The organism is Anaerobacillus sp. 63XJN7_4_ISO-PGPR-S23-413 (assembly GCF_056173725.1).
The window spans coordinates 1,617,995-1,633,037 of record NZ_CM149688.1; the positions used below are offsets into that span (position 1 = coordinate 1,617,995).

The following is a 15,043-nucleotide window of genomic DNA, read 5'->3' on the forward strand; positions in this document are numbered from 1 at the left end:
TGAAAGGATTGACAGTTCTTTAGAACTTCATGTATATTTATAAATGTCTTAATTGATCCGTTAGCTCAGTTGGGAGAGCGCTACCTTGACAGGGTAGAGGTCGTTGGTTCGAGCCCAATACGGATCACCATACATAATACATTCCAAGCGGCACCTCAACTTCATTGAGGTGCCGCTTTTTTTGCATTGGTTCAAGAAGTAAACGGAGGAGTGAGATCGGACATCCTTAAAATTCTGGTAAATGATCGAAATTATTTTCTTTCGTACCATCAGGCTCACTTCGAATAATTTCTCTACCATACTTTTGAAATACATCTACCCCCGAAAGTTGACCATTCTTTGCAGCGTCTAAAGCCTGGACATAATCTAGCTCTTCTCCCGTGTTTGTTTTAAAAGCAATTAAATCTCCATCCTCATTTTTGCGGACGGCCGTAATATGGGTGGAATTTGCCTCTGGTGGAGTATGATATGCCTCACTATTTTTAACATACTCTTCATAAGCTTGTTCAAAACGATCCATTTATGTCACTCCTTGTTAGTCTTTTGAAATTTCGAGTAATTTTGGTATTTCGAGTTGCCATTTGTTTGTGATCGGATCTTGTCGTGCAGCGAAATCAATCGTTGTTGTAATAACACCAGCATCTTTTATATAAATTTCGACTCTGGTTTTGACTTGTTGTTCAGCTTGATCTGTTTTGATCACTTTCCATTTCGTAAACGACAAGCGAGAGAGGTCGATTAATTCGTTCTCAGATAAAGGTGTAGAAACAATTCTTCTTAATAAAGAAGCATCTGTGTTATTGATCGCTAGCATGAGAACATCAACGAGCTGTTCAGGGGTCCGCTTCATTAAATAGCGATCTAACTGTCCTCCTGCTTTTAGAATCATTAAGTGATGCGCGGGATCTGGTGTAGGGGTGCGATGAGTCGTGCTATTTAAGAAGTGAAGGCAAAAGTGTCCGTTAAATCCATTATCTAATGCGCCAGCTCCATGAGGCATTCCATTCATGGAAGCAGCAATCATTTTCCCTTCGTATAGCACAATGACAGCCCTTCGTTTCCAACTCCATTCTTGATAAATCGCTTTTAAAACCTTTGTGTCCTTACTCGTTAACGGTTGTATATCTGCGTGCTTACTACCAGCTCTCCGTTGAACTTGAAATGAAGTCCCACTTTCAATATCAATCATTGTAAAAATCGATTTCCGAGGGAGGAGCTCATTTGCTTTTTCCCATGGCAGAAGTTTGATTTCACTATCGATAGGGAGAAGGTGATCAAAAGGTTCGGCAGCTATAGCGCGTGTAGGAATGACTAGCGTACATAATAAAATGATACAAGTAAATAAACGCTTCATTAGCTCCCCCCTTGTGTATAGTCATCATAGTTATTTTGCTCAAGCGATTCTGATGTATGCTATTTTATTAATCCCTAAAATGAAGCATACTACGATCGAGTTCAGAAGGGGGAATGGTAAAGGTGCACTTATTTCTATCTTTGGCCATAGCGTTTTCAGCGCTTTCAAACCATCACATAACGATTCACCACAAAGGAGCACAAACTTATCAGATTAAGAAAGAAGAGTTGTTTTCAAAAGACCTTGGTTATCCCTTTTATGAAGCTGATCGGGTGGAGGAATTAATGGATGAGGTAGATGTAGCTATCTCAAAGTTTCCAGTAAATGCCTACATTGATAATCAAGGAGCTATTGTCGATGGAGTCAATGGATACAAGTTACATCGAGGCGCTTTTCGAGAGAATTTGCTTCATAGTCTATACCGCAATAGTTCAACTTGGATTCAACCAGATCTCACCATTCTTTACCCAAAAGTAAACGCAGAGCTTTTATCATCCATTAGAAAAAAACAAGTGGGAGGGTTTGTTACTTATTTTAGGAAAGGGAATCTGGAGCGAACGAAGAATATTATGTTAGCGGCTGAGGCGATTAACAATACTGTAATATTCCCAGGAGAAACGTTTTCTTTCAATCGAACAGTTGGGAAAAGAACAAAAGAGAAAGGCTATTTACCAGCTCCAGTCATTGTAAGAGGAGAGTTATCTGAAGGAATTGGTGGTGGCATTTGTCAAGTCTCATCTACTCTTTTTAATGCAGTAGATCAGGCTGGTGTCCATATTTTAGAACGTTATTCCCATAGTAGAAGTGTTCCATATGTGAAGCCTGGTAGAGATGCTACGGTTAGCTGGTACGGACCAGATTTTTCCTTTCGAAATGATTTTAATCAGCCGATTCTAATAAGAGCAAAAGCGATCGAAGGGTCAGTAGTCATTCATGTTTATTCATCTGAAGATATGTAAATGGCTCAGTTGTATTCGATAAAGGAAAAGGATATTAAATCATACAGTAAAATGATGACTCTAGGAGTTAAATACTATGTTCAACGCCCCGAGATGGTATAATGAGACTATTACACATAAAGGGAGACCGCGTATGGAATATAAAAAACCAAATCAGCAAACATTTTCCATGCTTGAAGACGGCTCTGAACTGGAAAAAAATGATCTTCAGCTCGAATTGATTGAAAAAAGTCGAAAGCTTGATCATATTTTTAATCATTCTAGAGATGGCATGACGCTTTCAGATCAAGAGGGAAACTTGATTGAAATCAACCAGGCATGCTGTGATATTTTTGAAATTGATATGGAATCGATTCAATCTATGAAGCTTGGACATCATGTTGCACCTCAGGGGCTTGAAACATTGGAAAAAATGAGAAAGAATTTGATTGACAAGGGATATGTAGTGGAGAAGCTTCCTGTTCTCCTTGAGAATGGCAAACGGAAATCCGTTGAATTATCGATAACGTATAAAGCCTATCGAGATTATAATTTATCAATAATTCGCGATGTTACCGAAGAACAGGTATTGTTTGACCAGTTGATGGAAAGCAAAGATAAATTCACGAACATTTTTGAAAATGCGTTAGATGGTATTTTAATTTGGGACAAAGATCGGATGATCGTAGACGCGAATCCTGCTGCTTGTCAGATCTTTAAGGTAAGCTTAAATGATTTGAAAACGTATAATTTGTTTGATTTTCTTGAAGGCGTGGATATTAAGGCGGGAAAATCGTTTCAAATAATGTTAGAAGAACAAGGTGAAATTCGAGGCGATCTTCAATTCACAATGCTCGGTGGAGAAAAGAAACAGCTTGAGTTTACAACGAAGAAAAGCGGATATGGAGATTTGTACTTAACCATATACCGTGATATTACAGAGAGAAAACAAATGTTCTCAGAACTAAAGCGAAGTGAAGAGCGGTTTCGTCAATTGTTCGAAAGAGCTTTAGATGGTATGGCTATCCTAAATGAAAAAGGAATCATTGTAAAAGTTAATGGGGCATTTTGTGAACTATTTCAATTACAAGAGAACGAGGTCGTTGATAAGCATTATTCTTCATTAGAAAAAGAATGTGATATTACTTGGGACCATCCTGCTGAATTAGGGAGAAGCGGCGAAGGAAAAAGAATGAACGATCAAACAGGTGTCGTTCAAACATTTAGTTTTACACTAAGCTACCACATCTATCCTGAGCATCATCTTGTCATTATTCGAGATGTGACACAGATTAAGAATGCGGAAGAACATCTACGTAAGACGGAAACAAGCCATGTTCTTGGTGATCTTGCGGCAGGGGTAGCCCATGAAATTAGAAACCCGTTATCAACAGTGAAAGGTTTTCTTCAAATGCTGGATGGAAATGAAGCGGTTAATCAAGAACTTCTTAAAGTAGTTGGGGGTGAAATGGAACAGCTAGAGGAGACGATAAATGAATTTCTTCTTCTATCAAAAAGAGAGTTTGTCTCGTACGAAACGGTTCACATGAATCATCTAATGAGAGATTTAATTGAGCGCCTATCGAAAAAGGCTGCTGAGTGTAGTATTGATATAATTGAAGTTTATAGTCATACGGATATTCAGTGCGTTTGTATCAGTTCACACATTAAGCAGGTCATTATGAACATTATGAATAATGGTATTGAAGCCATGCCGCATGGCGGTCAACTTAGAATCAGTCTTTTGGAAAATAGAGAAAAAGAAGTGATTGTGGAAGTAGAAGATCAAGGCGAGGGAATACCCAAGCATCTGATTAATCGACTGGGTGAACCTTACTACCAAACTTCTGAAAAAGGAACTGGTCTAGGATTAATGGTAAGCTATAAAGTGATTAAGGAACACGGTGGTTGCATTGATGTTACTAGCCAAGAGGGCAAAGGAACTGTTTTTCGAATTAGTTTACCTTCAAGTCAAAAGTTAGGTAGTAATCAAGAGAATCAAGAAGTAAAGAGCGGGAGGGACAAAATTGATTGAAGTGCAGCAAATTCATCATGTTAGTTTGGCGGTAACAGACCTTGAACGGGCAAAAAAGTTTTATAAAGATATATTATGCTTGAAAGAAATGAAGCGCCCCAATTTTGATTTTCCAGGCGCCTGGTTTCAAATCGGTCAACAACAGCTTCATTTAATTGTGTATCCTGATGCTAATACGCTTCGCGGTTCAACCTCATTATCATCCAGGGAAGGGCATTTCGCTTTTCGTGTTACTAGTTATGATAATACGTTGAAGTGGCTGCGTGAAAAAAAGATAGAGGTTTATGAGAATCCAACGAGTAAAAGTGGTTTTGCCCAAATTTTTGTTTCTGATCCTGATGGCAATCTGATTGAATTGAATACAGAACAATAACAAAAGGACGCCTTCCAATTAGAAGGCGTCCTTTTGTTATTGTTTCGATGAGAATTCGTTGTGTTCTCTTTGTGGATTGGCGCTTTTTTGTGCTTCTTTCACAACTTTTTTGGCTTTCTCGGCACGGCGCTGATCTTCTTTAGCCTTTTCTTCAATTTGTTTAATATCTTTTCGAGAGTGATCCATGATAATGCTCCTCCTTATACTCTGCTTTTTGATAATAAGTGCTTGTTTGATGAAAAAGATGTTTTTCGTAACATAACCTAGTTAGAAAAAAGAATCAAGTATTATCTGTTTATTCTAACATTTTAGTGCATTTACCATCATAAAATGGAAAGAACCGTTTAGGGGGGATTTGATGGTAGCTGTACTATTATCATTAGCCGCTTTATTTCTTGGACTTGCTTTATTTATGATAGTTGTGTGGAATGCTATTAAGACAGATTCCTCTAAGTCTGATCTTGAAATGTTCTGGAAAAAGTATGAAGAGATCATTCGTAAAGAAGATGTGCTTTAGCCCTTTTTAATGGGCTTTTTTTTATGCTGAATTATTGTTGGACATGCGTCTAAACAGGAGAATTGAAAAGATTTTCGTGTTTTCAATACATTAATTTAGGGTATTTTAGAAGAGAATTGAGGTGGAATCAAATGGGGATTCGTACAAAACTTAGAAGAAATCGAACTCAAAAAAAAGGAATGCCCCCAGGCTCGCTTGTTTATATAGGAGATGAGCAAACGGAGGAAGTCACTGTTTCAGCTATCGCATTTGACTCTCATGGAATGGAAGAGTTTGAAGATGTTTCGATAGATAAAATAAAGACATTGATTGACTCTGATCAAGTAGCTTGGATTAATGTAAATGGAGTACATAATGTTCAGTTGGTAGATCAGATTAGTAAAAAATTAGGACTTCATCCTTTAACGACAGAGGATATTTTAAATACGGATCATCGACCGAAAATAGACTTTTTTGAAGATCACTTACTTTCGATTGTAAAGATGCTTGATTTATCACCTGAAAGTACTGATCTTGACATCGAACAGGTGAGTTTTATATTAATGGAGAACACAGTCGTCACTTTTCAGGAAAAGCGCGGTGACTTATTTGATCCAGTTCGTTTACAACTTCAGGAAAGCAAAGGGAGAATTCGAAAGAGTGGGGCGGATTTTCTTTACTATTCCCTACTTGATGTAATCTTTGATCAATACTTGATCATTATGGATGAAATGGATGATCGTATAGCTGAGTTAGAAGGAATGATTATGGAAGATCCTGATAATCATTCATTACAAGATATTAATCAATATAAGAATACAATTCTGCAGCTTAAGAAAACGGTTTGGCCAGTTAGAGAAGTCGTGAACAAATTAATTAATCGGAAAGTCCCTTATATAAAAGAGGACATTTCCTTTTATTTGCAGGATATTCACGATCATATTGTCCAAGCAAATGATATGGTGGAGACTTCTCGAGGCCAACTTTACGGTTTACTGGATGTGTACTATTCCAGCTTAAGTATGAAAATGAACGAGATTATGAAAGTACTAACGATTGTTTCAACAATCTTTATTCCGTTAACATTCATAGCAGGAATTTATGGCATGAATTTCAAAAACATGCCGGAGCTAAGCTGGGAATGGAGTTATCCAGCCGTATGGATTGTCATGATTATCATAACTGGTTTAATGCTCGTTTATTTCAAACGTAAAAACTGGTTTTAGGAGGTTATTTGATGCAAAAAGTCGTTGTAGTAACAGGTGCTGGACATGGAATCGGTAGGGGAGTTGCGATTGCTTATGCCGATAAAGGCTATCGCGTTGTTCTTGCCGATGTGAATGAAGAAGGTTGCAAAGAAACAGCAGAATTAATGCATGGAGGTTATGGTGACATTATCTTAACAGATGTAAGTAAACCAGAATCCATTAAACAGCTTTTTCATAAAGTTGAAGAGAAGTATGGGCAACTAGATATCTTAATCAATAATGCTGGCCTAACAGCATTTAAACATATGGATGAACTAGGTGTAGAAGAGTGGGATAACGTCATCAACACCAATTTACGAAGCGTATTCCTTGGGTCTCGTGCCGCTGCTCATCTTATGAGAAGAAATAACGGTGGCTCAATCGTTAACATTGCATCAACGAGAGCGACGATGTCAGAACCGAACAGTGAAGCATATGCTGCTACTAAGGGAGGAATCGTAGCGCTTTCTCATGCGCTAGCAGTGTCCCTTGCAGATGATCATATTACTGTCAATTCAATTAGCCCGGGTTGGATTGAAGTAGAAGACTATGATGCCTTACGTGACGTGGATCATGAGCAGCATCTATCCAAAAGAGTTGGAAAGCCATCAGATATTGGACGTGCCTGTCTCTTCCTAACGAATGAAGAAAATGATTTTGTCACAGGTGAGAATTTAGTCGTTGATGGAGGTATGACTCGTAAAATGATTTATGAACATTAATCAATAGTTAACGGACAATCCCCATTCATGTTACTATAATAACAGACCTTCATTAGAGAAAAATTACAGGGCGAATCATGCTTGAGGGGACGTTTTAAATGGCAAAACATATGGAATTACCTAATTTGTATGAAACAGGAATTCAAGATCTTGTGATTTCAGCAGAAAAAGTAGCACATGTTCAGCTGACGAATCCTTTGGAGCACGCGATGCTTATTTTGATTAAATCAGGCTATTCGTCTATCCCGGTATTAGATACTGAATACCGTCTAAAGGGATTAATTAGTCAGCCGCTCATCCTTGATTCAATTCTAGGCATCGAACGAATTGAATTTGAGAAATTAAGTGAATTAGTTGTTGAAGAAGTTATGAATACAGAAATACCTTGTATTAATGAAAAGGACGGTTTTTTCAAAGGGTTAAAGCTAGCAATTGATCATCCTTTCCTTTGTGTAGTCGATGATGAGAATATCTTTAAAGGCATTCTAACAAGAAGAGCGCTACTTAAGTTTGTTAATCGTTATTTGCATGAGTCATCAGTTAGACAGTCTTAAGCATTTATCCCGGTACTATTACCGGGATTTTTACATATGGGGATGAATAAAATGAAATCGCTAACAAATCAAATCACATCAAGTATCCAAAACAAGGAAACCAATCGACCATTCGTACTTGGAGCCATTATTATTGGAATGTTCATGGCAGCGATCGAAGGAACAATCGTTTCAACAGCGATGCCTGGTATTGTGAGCGATCTTGGTGGATTCTCGACGTTTAGCTGGGTTTTCTCAGCCTATTTATTAATGTCTGCAATTACGGTCCTTATCTTTGGTAAACTTTCAGATCTCTTTGGTAGGAAACCGATCTATTCGATCGGTATTGTCATTTTTTTAATAGGATCTTTATTATGTGGATTTGCGGAGTCGATGGAAGCGCTTATCCTTTTCAGGCTTATTCAAGGAATTGGAGCAGGGGCCGTACAACCAATAGCACTTACAATTGTGGGTGATATGTATTCGATGGAGGAGCGGGCAAAGATTCAAGGGTATCTTGCTAGCGTGTGGGGAATATCGGCTATCGCAGGCCCGGCTCTAGGCGGTATTTTTGTTCAGTACATTGATTGGTCATGGGTTTTCTGGATGAACATTCCTCTCGGAGTTCTATCGTTAGTTGGCGTTGTTCTCTTGCTTCATGAATCGATTGATAAAGAACGGAAATCGATTGATTACTCTGGTGCCATCCTTTTGCTTGTATCGATCAGTGCATTGATGGTCGTCTTGATTGAAGGAGGCGTTCACTGGAAGTGGACTTCCTTACCTATCCTCACCCTTCTAAGTACATCATTCGTAGCTATGGCGATCTTTTTTAGAGTCGAACTTAAAGCGAAAGAGCCGCTAATGCCTCTTGGTATATGGCGCGATCCGGTTATCGCCATATCGAATTCAGTAACGTTTACGACGGGCATGATTTTGATTGGTGTTTCTAGTTTTCTTCCGACATTTGTTCAGGGAGTAATGGAGAAATCTCCTATTGTAGCAGGATTTACGCTTACGACGATGTCGATAGGATGGCCAATTGCGTCTACTATAGCAGGGAAACTCGTCATAAAAATCGGATTTAGGATTACATCAGTCGTTGGAGGAATTTCACTTATTAGCGGTTCGGTGATCTATCTGTTGATGACGCCAGCATTAGGACCAATTTTTGCAGGTTTTGGTTCATTTCTTATCGGTGTTGGCATGGGGTTAACGTCTACAACATTTATTGTAGCCATCCAAAGCTCAGTTTCTTGGAAACAGCGAGGAATTGCGACAGCTTCAAATATGTTCATGCGAACGCTTGGAAGTGCAGTCGGTGCTGCGCTACTTGGCGGTATTTTAAACAGCCGCCTTCAACAATATTTAACGAACCGCTCTTCGGGAGAAGATGTGAACCTTAATACAGCCAATCAATTACTTGATGAAACTAAGCGTAACAGCCTTGATCCAGCTGTGCTTGATTTGTTGCAGAACGGACTCACAACCTCTTTAAAATGGGTGTATGGAGGAGTTGCAGTCATGGCACTCTTAAGCTTTCTGCTAGTACTCTTTATTCCAAAGCCTGATAAGAAACAAAACCCGGCTCGCTCATAAGCCGGGTTTTCCTATACGTGAAATGAATTCAATTCGGTTTTGAAAGGGATCATAAAAGCTAAAACGCTGATATCCTTCGATTGGTTTTTCTTTTTGTATTGGGATGTGGTGTTTTTCTAAATGTGCCTTTGCTTCTAGCAGATTATGAATTTCAAAGGCAGGATGTCTTTTCCCTGGCACAATAGTACTTTCGGTCCCAACATGTAATTCAATGTCTGCTGCTCTTAACCAGAAGCCTCCGTTTTTTCTTAAAACAGCTGGTTTTTCGATTTCTTCAAAGCCAAGTATCCCTATATAGAAATTCCTCGCAAGTTCCTCCTGGTCGTTTGGTATACAAATTTGAAGGTGGTGGAGACGAATATAATCGATAACCATGTTAATCACTCCTAAAATTGTGTTTTAAATAAGCTGTAGCATACTTGTAGAATCAACAAAATGGTCATGGAGCGAAGCAACCAGTTTATTTGCACAAGAGAAAGTTTATTGGCCATTCGAACAGAAATTTGTGCTCCAGTGATAGAGCCAGCCGCAAGTGGGACCGCGATCGCCATGTTAAGGTGACCACTAAGTGAATAGACCATGACAGCCCCTGTACAACTTAAGAAGGTATTAAATCGTGTTAGACCTATTGAAGCAAGGTAGGAGATGCCGCTGTGACGAAATAAGTGCATTTGAAGAGTCGCCTGTCCAGGGCCGAACGTACCATCATACCATCCTATTAGACCAACGAACGGGAGTGCTTTGGTAGGAACGTTATGTGATAAATGAATTGATTCCTTCTTTTTCATAAATGATAAAGTTAAGGCAACAAGAAGCATTCCTCCGGCGAATAGTTGCAGCGCCTGTTGGGATAGTGACGAGGCAAACAATCCACCGAGGACCCCACCAGTTAAAGCGATAGGTCCTGTTTTCAGTGCTTCTTTCATGGAGAGTTCCTTCCTCTTTAATAAAACGAAAAAGCTAGAAAATGAACTAAGCATATTTGAAAACTTATTTGCTGAAATAATTGAATGAATGGGAAGACCGAGTAACATCATCGAGGGAAAGTTAATAAGTCCTCCGCTGCCAGACAAGGTTCCAACAAACGTGGCAATAAGACCAATGCCAAATAAGAAAAGCCATTCCATATGATCATCTCCATCGAAAATATCTCATGTCATAGTATAGTCTTCTTTAATCCATAATGAAATTAGATTATAATGATGAATTACAATAAGATTTACTTATGAGTAAATGGAGATTTATAAGAAAGGGGGCCTTTTAATGAGCTCAGAATATCAGGTTCTTTCGATCTTAGCGGAGGAAGCGAATATGCGAAGAGCGGCTGAGCGACTTTACGTATCTCAGCCGGCGTTAAGTCAACGCCTTCAATCGATTGAAAAGGCATGGGGGATACCGATTTTTCTTCGTTCGCAAAAAGGATTAACGATTACGCCCGCGGGTGAACGGATTATCGCTTTTGCTAATGATACGATTCGGAGAGAAGAAAAAGTATTTGAAGCATTGACAGCGCTAAGCTCGGAAGTGCATGGAACGCTGAAACTAGCGGTAGCATCTATCATCGGACAGTACTGGCTTCCAGCGGTGCTAAAGAAATTTGTTGAGCACTATCCCAGTGTCAAAATATCGCTAGTTACAGGATGGAGTAGTGACATATTACGGTACTTGTACGAAGATGATATTCATATTGGAATTATTCGAGGAAAGCCCGATTGGAGAGGGAGAAGTCAGTATTTGATTTCAGATGAGCTCTATTTGGTCGATACGTCCATTAAATCAATGGAAGAATTGCGAGAAACAGAAAAACCATTTATTCAATTTAAAAGTGACTCTACTTATTTTCAAGAAATACAGGAGTGGTGGCAAACCCAATCATTTGCGCCTCCAAAGAAAACAATTGTCGTTGATCAAATCGAAACGTGTAAACAAATGGCGTTAAATGGGATTGGCTACGCTATCTTACCTTCCATCAGCATTACAGAGAATGATAAAGAATATTTTCGGATTCCACTTAAAGATGGTGAAGGATTGCCATTAAAGCGTGATACCTGGTTATTAACAAATGATACCGCGATGCAATTGAAGCAGGTTCAGAAGTTTGTAGAATTATTAAGTGAATAGCCTGTAAGATTAGACTTCACGTGATCGATCATGTACGATAAAATGAGTAACATGCTGTGCTTGTATAAGCATGATGAACAAAGGAGGAAATACACCATGAAAATGATGGATGCAAACGAAATTATTAGCTTTATTCAAAACAGTGAGAAATCTACTCCTGTGAAAGTACATATTAAGGGGAACCTTGAGGGAATCGACTTTGGTAGCAACACGAAGTCATTCATTACAGGGAACACTGGTGTTCTTTTTGGTGAGTGGAAAGACATTAAGAAAGCACTTGAGTCTGAAGCTTCCAATATTGAAGATTATGTAGTAGAAAATGATCGTCGTAATTCAGCTATTCCAATGCTTGATCTTAAAGGAATTCAAGCGCGAATCGAGCCAGGTGCTGTTATTCGTGATCAAGTTGAAATTGGCAATAATGCTGTTATTATGATGGGTGCGATGATCAATATCGGATCTGTTGTAGGTGAAGGAACTATGATCGACATGAACGTAGTTCTTGGTGGACGTGCAACTGTCGGTAAGAACTGTCATATTGGGGCAGGTTCTGTTCTTGCAGGCGTTATTGAGCCACCTTCTGCTAGCCCGGTTGTCATCGAAGACGACGTTGTGATTGGTGCGAACGCAGTCGTTCTAGAAGGCGTTAAAGTAGGAAAAGGATCTGTTGTAGCCGCTGGTGCTATTGTGACTGAAGATGTTCCTGAGTACACACTAGTTGCAGGAACTCCGGCACGCGTTCTTAAGAAAATTGATGACCAAACTCGCTCGAAAACAGAAATCAAAAAAGAGCTTCGTCAGCTTCAAAACGATTAATTTTAATGGACATCAAAACCGTACGAAGAGACCTGCATCGCATTCCTGAAATTGGCTTTCAGGAAGTGAAAACGCATCGTTATCTTCTTCAGTTTATAGAAAAACTCCCACAGGACCGTCTCCAGGTGAAAACCTGGAGAACGGGTATCCTTGTATTTGTAAATGGAGAAAGTCCTTCAAAAACGATCGGATATCGGACAGATATCGATGGGTTACCAATCAAAGAAGAGACCGGGTATGATTTTCAGTCTGAGCATGAAGGGTTCATGCATGCTTGTGGACATGATCTTCATATGACGATTGCTCTTTCCGTTCTTGAGTACTATTCAACTCATTCCGTAAAAGACAATTTGCTGTTTGTCTTCCAACCTGCAGAAGAAGGTCCTGGCGGAGCTTTGCCAATGCTTGAAAGTGATGAGTTTAAAGCATGGAAGCCGGATCAAATGATTGCGTTGCATATTGCACCTGAGTACCCTGTAGGCACGATTGCCACACGCCCAGGATTGCTCTTTGCCAATACTTCTGAGTTATTCATTGATTTAGAAGGAAAGGGGGGTCATGCAGCGTATCCACACCATACACGTGATATGGTTGTTGCCGCTAGCCATCTCGTTACTCAGTTCCAATCTATTGTAGCGAGAAATGTAGATCCTCTTGACTCAGCTGTGGTAACAGTAGGGAAAATTGACGGAGGCACGAAGCAAAACATCATTGCAGAAAAGGCAAGGTTAGAAGGTACAATCCGTACTCTATCTGCTGATTCTATGTCCCAAGTCAAGCACCGTATTGAAGCTATCGTAAAAGGCATCGAGGCATCATTTGAATGTGTTGCTTCTATTGATTATGGCTCTAATTATTACCAGGTGACGAACAATGCCGAGCTGGTACAATCTTTTATGGAAGAAACGAGAAAGCTTCAAGATGTCAACGTAGTGGAATGTCGAGAAGCGATGACTGGTGAGGATTTTGGGTATTTTCTAAAGGAGATTCCTGGATTTATGTTCTGGCTAGGAGTGAATTCTCCAGCCGGTCTGCATACATCTACACTCAAACCTGATGAGTCTGCGATTGAAACGGCGTATCTTGCGTTAACTTCTTATTTAAATAAGGTTGCAAACTAAGAAACTGATAACCCCCAGGCTAATGCCTGGGGGTTATTGTTTTATAGATTGACATAATAACTGAGTTTTTCTCTGATGAATGCTATACGTATAATTCATAAAACGTTGGTCAAAATAATAGAGTTAGAAATTACATATTCATAAGGAGCGAGGGAAATGAAACGAATTGCTGTAGAAGATACGCTATCTGATGTAGCTCAAGCTTTGCAAGCGAAAGGGTATGAGGTTGTATCCTTTAAACAAGAAAGTGATGCAAATGGTTGTGACTGTTGTGTTGTGTCTGGTCAAGATCAAAATGTGATGGGCATGCAAAATGCAAGCACGAACGGGGCAGTTATTAACGCAGATGGCATGACAGCTGATCAAGTATGTCAGCAGGTGGACAGTCGTTATCAATGAAAAAATGAACCTCTACCTAGGTAGAGGTTCATTTTCTTTAGCTATTGTTATTCTTTTTGACCCAATTTCCATTATCATTCTTTTCGTATTTTTCCTCCACAGCACTCCATGCTACTTTAAAAGCTGTTTTCTCAGAATCATATTGATCAGATGCGGAGTTGAACGCTTCTTTAAAGATATCCTGTGCGTGCGAAGGCAAGTTGTCTTTCACTTGATCTGGCAACTCGCTTTTAGAATTGTAAGGCAATATGATCACACTCCTTTGAAAGATCTGTGATATCTTTACCCAATGAAAGGAAGGGGCAAACGCTTATTGTTCTTTCTTTTCAATGAATACTTGATGAGGGAATGGGATTTCAATGCCATTTGCATCAAGAGCTTCTTTAATTTCTTTCCGTAGCTGACGCTCAACGCCCCATTGTTCCATGTTCTGAGTGCGGCATAGAACGCGAAGAACAACATCTGAAGAACCAAGACCTTGAACACCTAGAACATCTGGTCCTTCTACGACAGCTTCGTTTGTAGCCGCAACGTTGTCACACACTTTCTGAATCACACGGATCGCTTCATCAATATTGTCATCATAAGAAATACCAATATCTACAAGAGCGCGCATATTACCACGTGAATGGTTGCTTAATGAGCTAATTTCGCGGTTTGGTACATAGTTCAATGTCCCATCAAACGACCGAATGTGGGTTGTGCGAAGCCCGACTTCTTCTACGATTCCTCCAAAGCCGCCAGCAGTTACGTAATCGCCAACGTCCATTTGTTTCTCTAGAAGGATAAAGAAGCCTGTCACCACATCACTTACGAGACCTTGGGCTCCAAAGCCGACAGCGAGGCCAATAATACCTGCACCAGCGATTAGCGCTTTAATATCAAAGCCAAAGGTTTCAAAGATGATCGCAACAACCATGAAGAGTAGAATATACGTATAAATACTTTTTGATAAATTTTTTAAAGTATTTGCTCTCCCTGGACTCATGTTCTGCTTCTCTGATACTTGAGTAAAGGTTCTTTCGATGAAACGATTTCCGATCGCTTTTACAATTGCATAAATGATTAGGATAGCAATTAACTTCAGGATAATTAAGCCAGTATCCATTAAGAAACCTTCCCAATTAATGTTGTCAACAAAGTTCAATAGACTTCCTCCTTTAATTCTCACTACATTATGTAGGATTAGCACTCGGTCAAATTATAGCGAAAATTGTCATGATAATTCAAGTGAAGTGTTAAGACGAGACGAATGAAATGATTTTCGCTATACTAAAGTTACCCTGTTT

At 39.4% G+C, this 15,043-nt stretch carries 19 protein-coding genes and 1 tRNA gene; 13 read left to right on the plus strand and 7 right to left on the minus strand.

Annotated features, from left to right (window positions below; all coding sequences use genetic code 11):
- Positions 1–54: 54 nt before the first annotated feature.
- A tRNA-Val gene (locus AC0VYO_RS08805) sits at positions 55–130 on the plus strand.
- Positions 131–226: 96 nt separating this feature from the next.
- Here the strand turns inward: AC0VYO_RS08805 and AC0VYO_RS08810 are convergent.
- A complete protein-coding gene (locus AC0VYO_RS08810; RefSeq protein ID WP_430241993.1) occupies positions 227–520 on the minus strand; it encodes a DUF3892 domain-containing protein in 294 nt (97 codons plus the stop codon).
- 15 nt (positions 521–535) lie between these two features.
- Positions 536–1,354: a hypothetical protein gene (locus tag AC0VYO_RS08815; RefSeq protein WP_475368879.1), complete on the minus strand. Its 819-nt coding sequence runs from the start codon at positions 1,352–1,354 to the stop codon at positions 536–538.
- Between the two features lie 140 nt (positions 1,355–1,494).
- Between AC0VYO_RS08815 and AC0VYO_RS08820 the strand changes: the two genes are divergently transcribed.
- The 3 genes from AC0VYO_RS08820 (at position 1,495) to AC0VYO_RS08830 (ending at position 4,700) form a co-directional block, all read left to right on the plus strand.
- Positions 1,495–2,313 (plus strand): VanW family protein, encoded by an 819-nt coding sequence (locus AC0VYO_RS08820; RefSeq protein ID WP_475368880.1) that lies wholly within the window; start codon positions 1,495–1,497, stop codon positions 2,311–2,313.
- Between the two features lie 133 nt (positions 2,314–2,446).
- A complete protein-coding gene (locus AC0VYO_RS08825) occupies positions 2,447–4,327 on the plus strand; it encodes a PAS domain S-box protein (protein ID WP_430241987.1) in 1,881 nt (626 codons plus the stop codon).
- A gap of 1 nt (position 4,328) precedes the next feature.
- Positions 4,329–4,700 carry a VOC family protein gene (locus AC0VYO_RS08830; RefSeq protein WP_430242411.1) on the plus strand — a complete coding sequence of 124 codons (372 nt, stop codon included), beginning with the start codon at positions 4,329–4,331 and terminating at the stop codon, positions 4,698–4,700.
- A 36-nt stretch (positions 4,701–4,736) separates the two neighbouring features.
- Here AC0VYO_RS08830 and AC0VYO_RS08835 read toward each other — a convergent pair whose 3' ends face one another.
- Positions 4,737–4,886 (minus strand): hypothetical protein, encoded by a 150-nt coding sequence (locus tag AC0VYO_RS08835; protein WP_226612666.1) that lies wholly within the window; start codon positions 4,884–4,886, stop codon positions 4,737–4,739.
- 172 nt (positions 4,887–5,058) lie between these two features.
- On the opposite strand from AC0VYO_RS08835, the gene AC0VYO_RS08840 reads away from it, so the two are divergent.
- From AC0VYO_RS08840 to AC0VYO_RS08860, 5 genes are all read left to right on the plus strand, one after another.
- Entirely contained in the window at positions 5,059–5,217 is a 159-nt protein-coding gene (locus AC0VYO_RS08840) for a hypothetical protein (RefSeq protein WP_430241985.1), read from the plus strand.
- A 131-nt stretch (positions 5,218–5,348) separates the two neighbouring features.
- A complete protein-coding gene (gene corA / locus AC0VYO_RS08845) occupies positions 5,349–6,422 on the plus strand; it encodes a magnesium/cobalt transporter CorA (protein ID WP_226612668.1) in 1,074 nt (357 codons plus the stop codon).
- Positions 6,423–6,433: 11 nt separating this feature from the next.
- Positions 6,434–7,165, plus strand: a complete 732-nt coding sequence (locus AC0VYO_RS08850; RefSeq protein ID WP_475368881.1) for an SDR family NAD(P)-dependent oxidoreductase — start codon at positions 6,434–6,436, stop codon at positions 7,163–7,165.
- Between the two features lie 98 nt (positions 7,166–7,263).
- Positions 7,264–7,719, plus strand: a complete 456-nt coding sequence (gene cbpB / locus AC0VYO_RS08855; RefSeq protein ID WP_430241979.1) for a cyclic-di-AMP-binding protein CbpB — start codon at positions 7,264–7,266, stop codon at positions 7,717–7,719.
- A gap of 51 nt (positions 7,720–7,770) precedes the next feature.
- Positions 7,771–9,297 carry an MDR family MFS transporter gene (locus AC0VYO_RS08860; RefSeq protein ID WP_475368882.1) on the plus strand — a complete coding sequence of 509 codons (1,527 nt, stop codon included), beginning with the start codon at positions 7,771–7,773 and terminating at the stop codon, positions 9,295–9,297.
- Here AC0VYO_RS08860 and AC0VYO_RS08865 read toward each other — a convergent pair.
- Together AC0VYO_RS08865 and AC0VYO_RS08870 are read right to left on the minus strand one after the other, a co-directional pair.
- Complete coding sequence (locus AC0VYO_RS08865; protein WP_475368883.1) at positions 9,292–9,672, minus strand: VOC family protein; 381 nt, start codon at positions 9,670–9,672, stop codon at positions 9,292–9,294. The genes AC0VYO_RS08860 and AC0VYO_RS08865 overlap by 6 nt on opposite strands.
- A gap of 11 nt (positions 9,673–9,683) precedes the next feature.
- Positions 9,684–10,424: a sulfite exporter TauE/SafE family protein gene (locus AC0VYO_RS08870; protein WP_475368884.1), complete on the minus strand. Its 741-nt coding sequence runs from the start codon at positions 10,422–10,424 to the stop codon at positions 9,684–9,686.
- 136 nt (positions 10,425–10,560) lie between these two features.
- Between AC0VYO_RS08870 and AC0VYO_RS08875 the strand changes: the two genes are divergently transcribed.
- The 4 genes from AC0VYO_RS08875 to AC0VYO_RS08890 all read left to right on the plus strand — a co-directional run bounded on the left by AC0VYO_RS08875 (position 10,561) and on the right by AC0VYO_RS08890 (position 13,754).
- The gene (locus tag AC0VYO_RS08875) at positions 10,561–11,418 is read left to right on the plus strand and encodes a LysR family transcriptional regulator (protein WP_430241969.1); all 858 of its coding nucleotides are present in this window, start codon (positions 10,561–10,563) and stop codon (positions 11,416–11,418) included.
- 96 nt (positions 11,419–11,514) lie between these two features.
- Positions 11,515–12,234: a 2,3,4,5-tetrahydropyridine-2,6-dicarboxylate N-acetyltransferase gene (gene dapD / locus AC0VYO_RS08880; RefSeq protein ID WP_194221255.1), complete on the plus strand. Its 720-nt coding sequence runs from the start codon at positions 11,515–11,517 to the stop codon at positions 12,232–12,234.
- Positions 12,235–12,239: 5 nt separating this feature from the next.
- The gene (locus AC0VYO_RS08885; protein WP_430241966.1) at positions 12,240–13,355 is read left to right on the plus strand and encodes an N-acetyldiaminopimelate deacetylase; all 1,116 of its coding nucleotides are present in this window, start codon (positions 12,240–12,242) and stop codon (positions 13,353–13,355) included.
- Between the two features lie 156 nt (positions 13,356–13,511).
- The gene (locus AC0VYO_RS08890; protein WP_430241964.1) at positions 13,512–13,754 is read left to right on the plus strand and encodes a YkuS family protein; all 243 of its coding nucleotides are present in this window, start codon (positions 13,512–13,514) and stop codon (positions 13,752–13,754) included.
- Between the two features lie 37 nt (positions 13,755–13,791).
- Here AC0VYO_RS08890 and AC0VYO_RS08895 read toward each other — a convergent pair whose 3' ends face one another.
- Positions 13,792–14,001, minus strand: a complete 210-nt coding sequence (locus AC0VYO_RS08895; protein ID WP_194221258.1) for a ChaB family protein — start codon at positions 13,999–14,001, stop codon at positions 13,792–13,794.
- Between the two features lie 63 nt (positions 14,002–14,064).
- Positions 14,065–14,862, minus strand: a complete 798-nt coding sequence (locus AC0VYO_RS08900; protein WP_370314489.1) for a mechanosensitive ion channel family protein — start codon at positions 14,860–14,862, stop codon at positions 14,065–14,067.
- Positions 14,863–15,043: the final 181 nt, after the last annotated feature.

Excerpts from the sequence above, each read along its gene's own strand:
- AC0VYO_RS08850 (WP_475368881.1), top strand. The coding sequence starts at position 6,434 with ATGCAAAAAGTCGTTGTAGTAACAGGTGCTGGACATGGAATCGGTAGG.
- AC0VYO_RS08815 (WP_475368879.1), bottom strand. The coding sequence starts at position 1,354 with ATGAAGCGTTTATTTACTTGTATCATTTTATTATGTACGCTAGTCATT.
- AC0VYO_RS08835 (WP_226612666.1), bottom strand. The coding sequence starts at position 4,886 with ATGGATCACTCTCGAAAAGATATTAAACAAATTGAAGAAAAGGCTAAA.
- AC0VYO_RS08840 (WP_430241985.1), top strand. The coding sequence starts at position 5,059 with ATGGTAGCTGTACTATTATCATTAGCCGCTTTATTTCTTGGACTTGCT.
- AC0VYO_RS08875 (WP_430241969.1), top strand. The coding sequence starts at position 10,561 with ATGAGCTCAGAATATCAGGTTCTTTCGATCTTAGCGGAGGAAGCGAAT.
- cbpB (WP_430241979.1), top strand. The coding sequence starts at position 7,264 with ATGGCAAAACATATGGAATTACCTAATTTGTATGAAACAGGAATTCAA.
- AC0VYO_RS08810 (WP_430241993.1), bottom strand. The coding sequence starts at position 520 with ATGGATCGTTTTGAACAAGCTTATGAAGAGTATGTTAAAAATAGTGAG.
- AC0VYO_RS08865 (WP_475368883.1), bottom strand. The coding sequence starts at position 9,672 with ATGGTTATCGATTATATTCGTCTCCACCACCTTCAAATTTGTATACCA.
- corA (WP_226612668.1), top strand. The coding sequence starts at position 5,349 with ATGGGGATTCGTACAAAACTTAGAAGAAATCGAACTCAAAAAAAAGGA.
- AC0VYO_RS08885 (WP_430241966.1), top strand. The coding sequence starts at position 12,240 with ATGGACATCAAAACCGTACGAAGAGACCTGCATCGCATTCCTGAAATT.
- AC0VYO_RS08860 (WP_475368882.1), top strand. The coding sequence starts at position 7,771 with ATGAAATCGCTAACAAATCAAATCACATCAAGTATCCAAAACAAGGAA.
- AC0VYO_RS08825 (WP_430241987.1), top strand. The coding sequence starts at position 2,447 with ATGGAATATAAAAAACCAAATCAGCAAACATTTTCCATGCTTGAAGAC.
- dapD (WP_194221255.1), top strand. The coding sequence starts at position 11,515 with ATGAAAATGATGGATGCAAACGAAATTATTAGCTTTATTCAAAACAGT.
- AC0VYO_RS08900 (WP_370314489.1), bottom strand. The coding sequence starts at position 14,862 with ATGGATACTGGCTTAATTATCCTGAAGTTAATTGCTATCCTAATCATT.
- AC0VYO_RS08890 (WP_430241964.1), top strand. The coding sequence starts at position 13,512 with ATGAAACGAATTGCTGTAGAAGATACGCTATCTGATGTAGCTCAAGCT.
- AC0VYO_RS08870 (WP_475368884.1), bottom strand. The coding sequence starts at position 10,424 with ATGGAATGGCTTTTCTTATTTGGCATTGGTCTTATTGCCACGTTTGTT.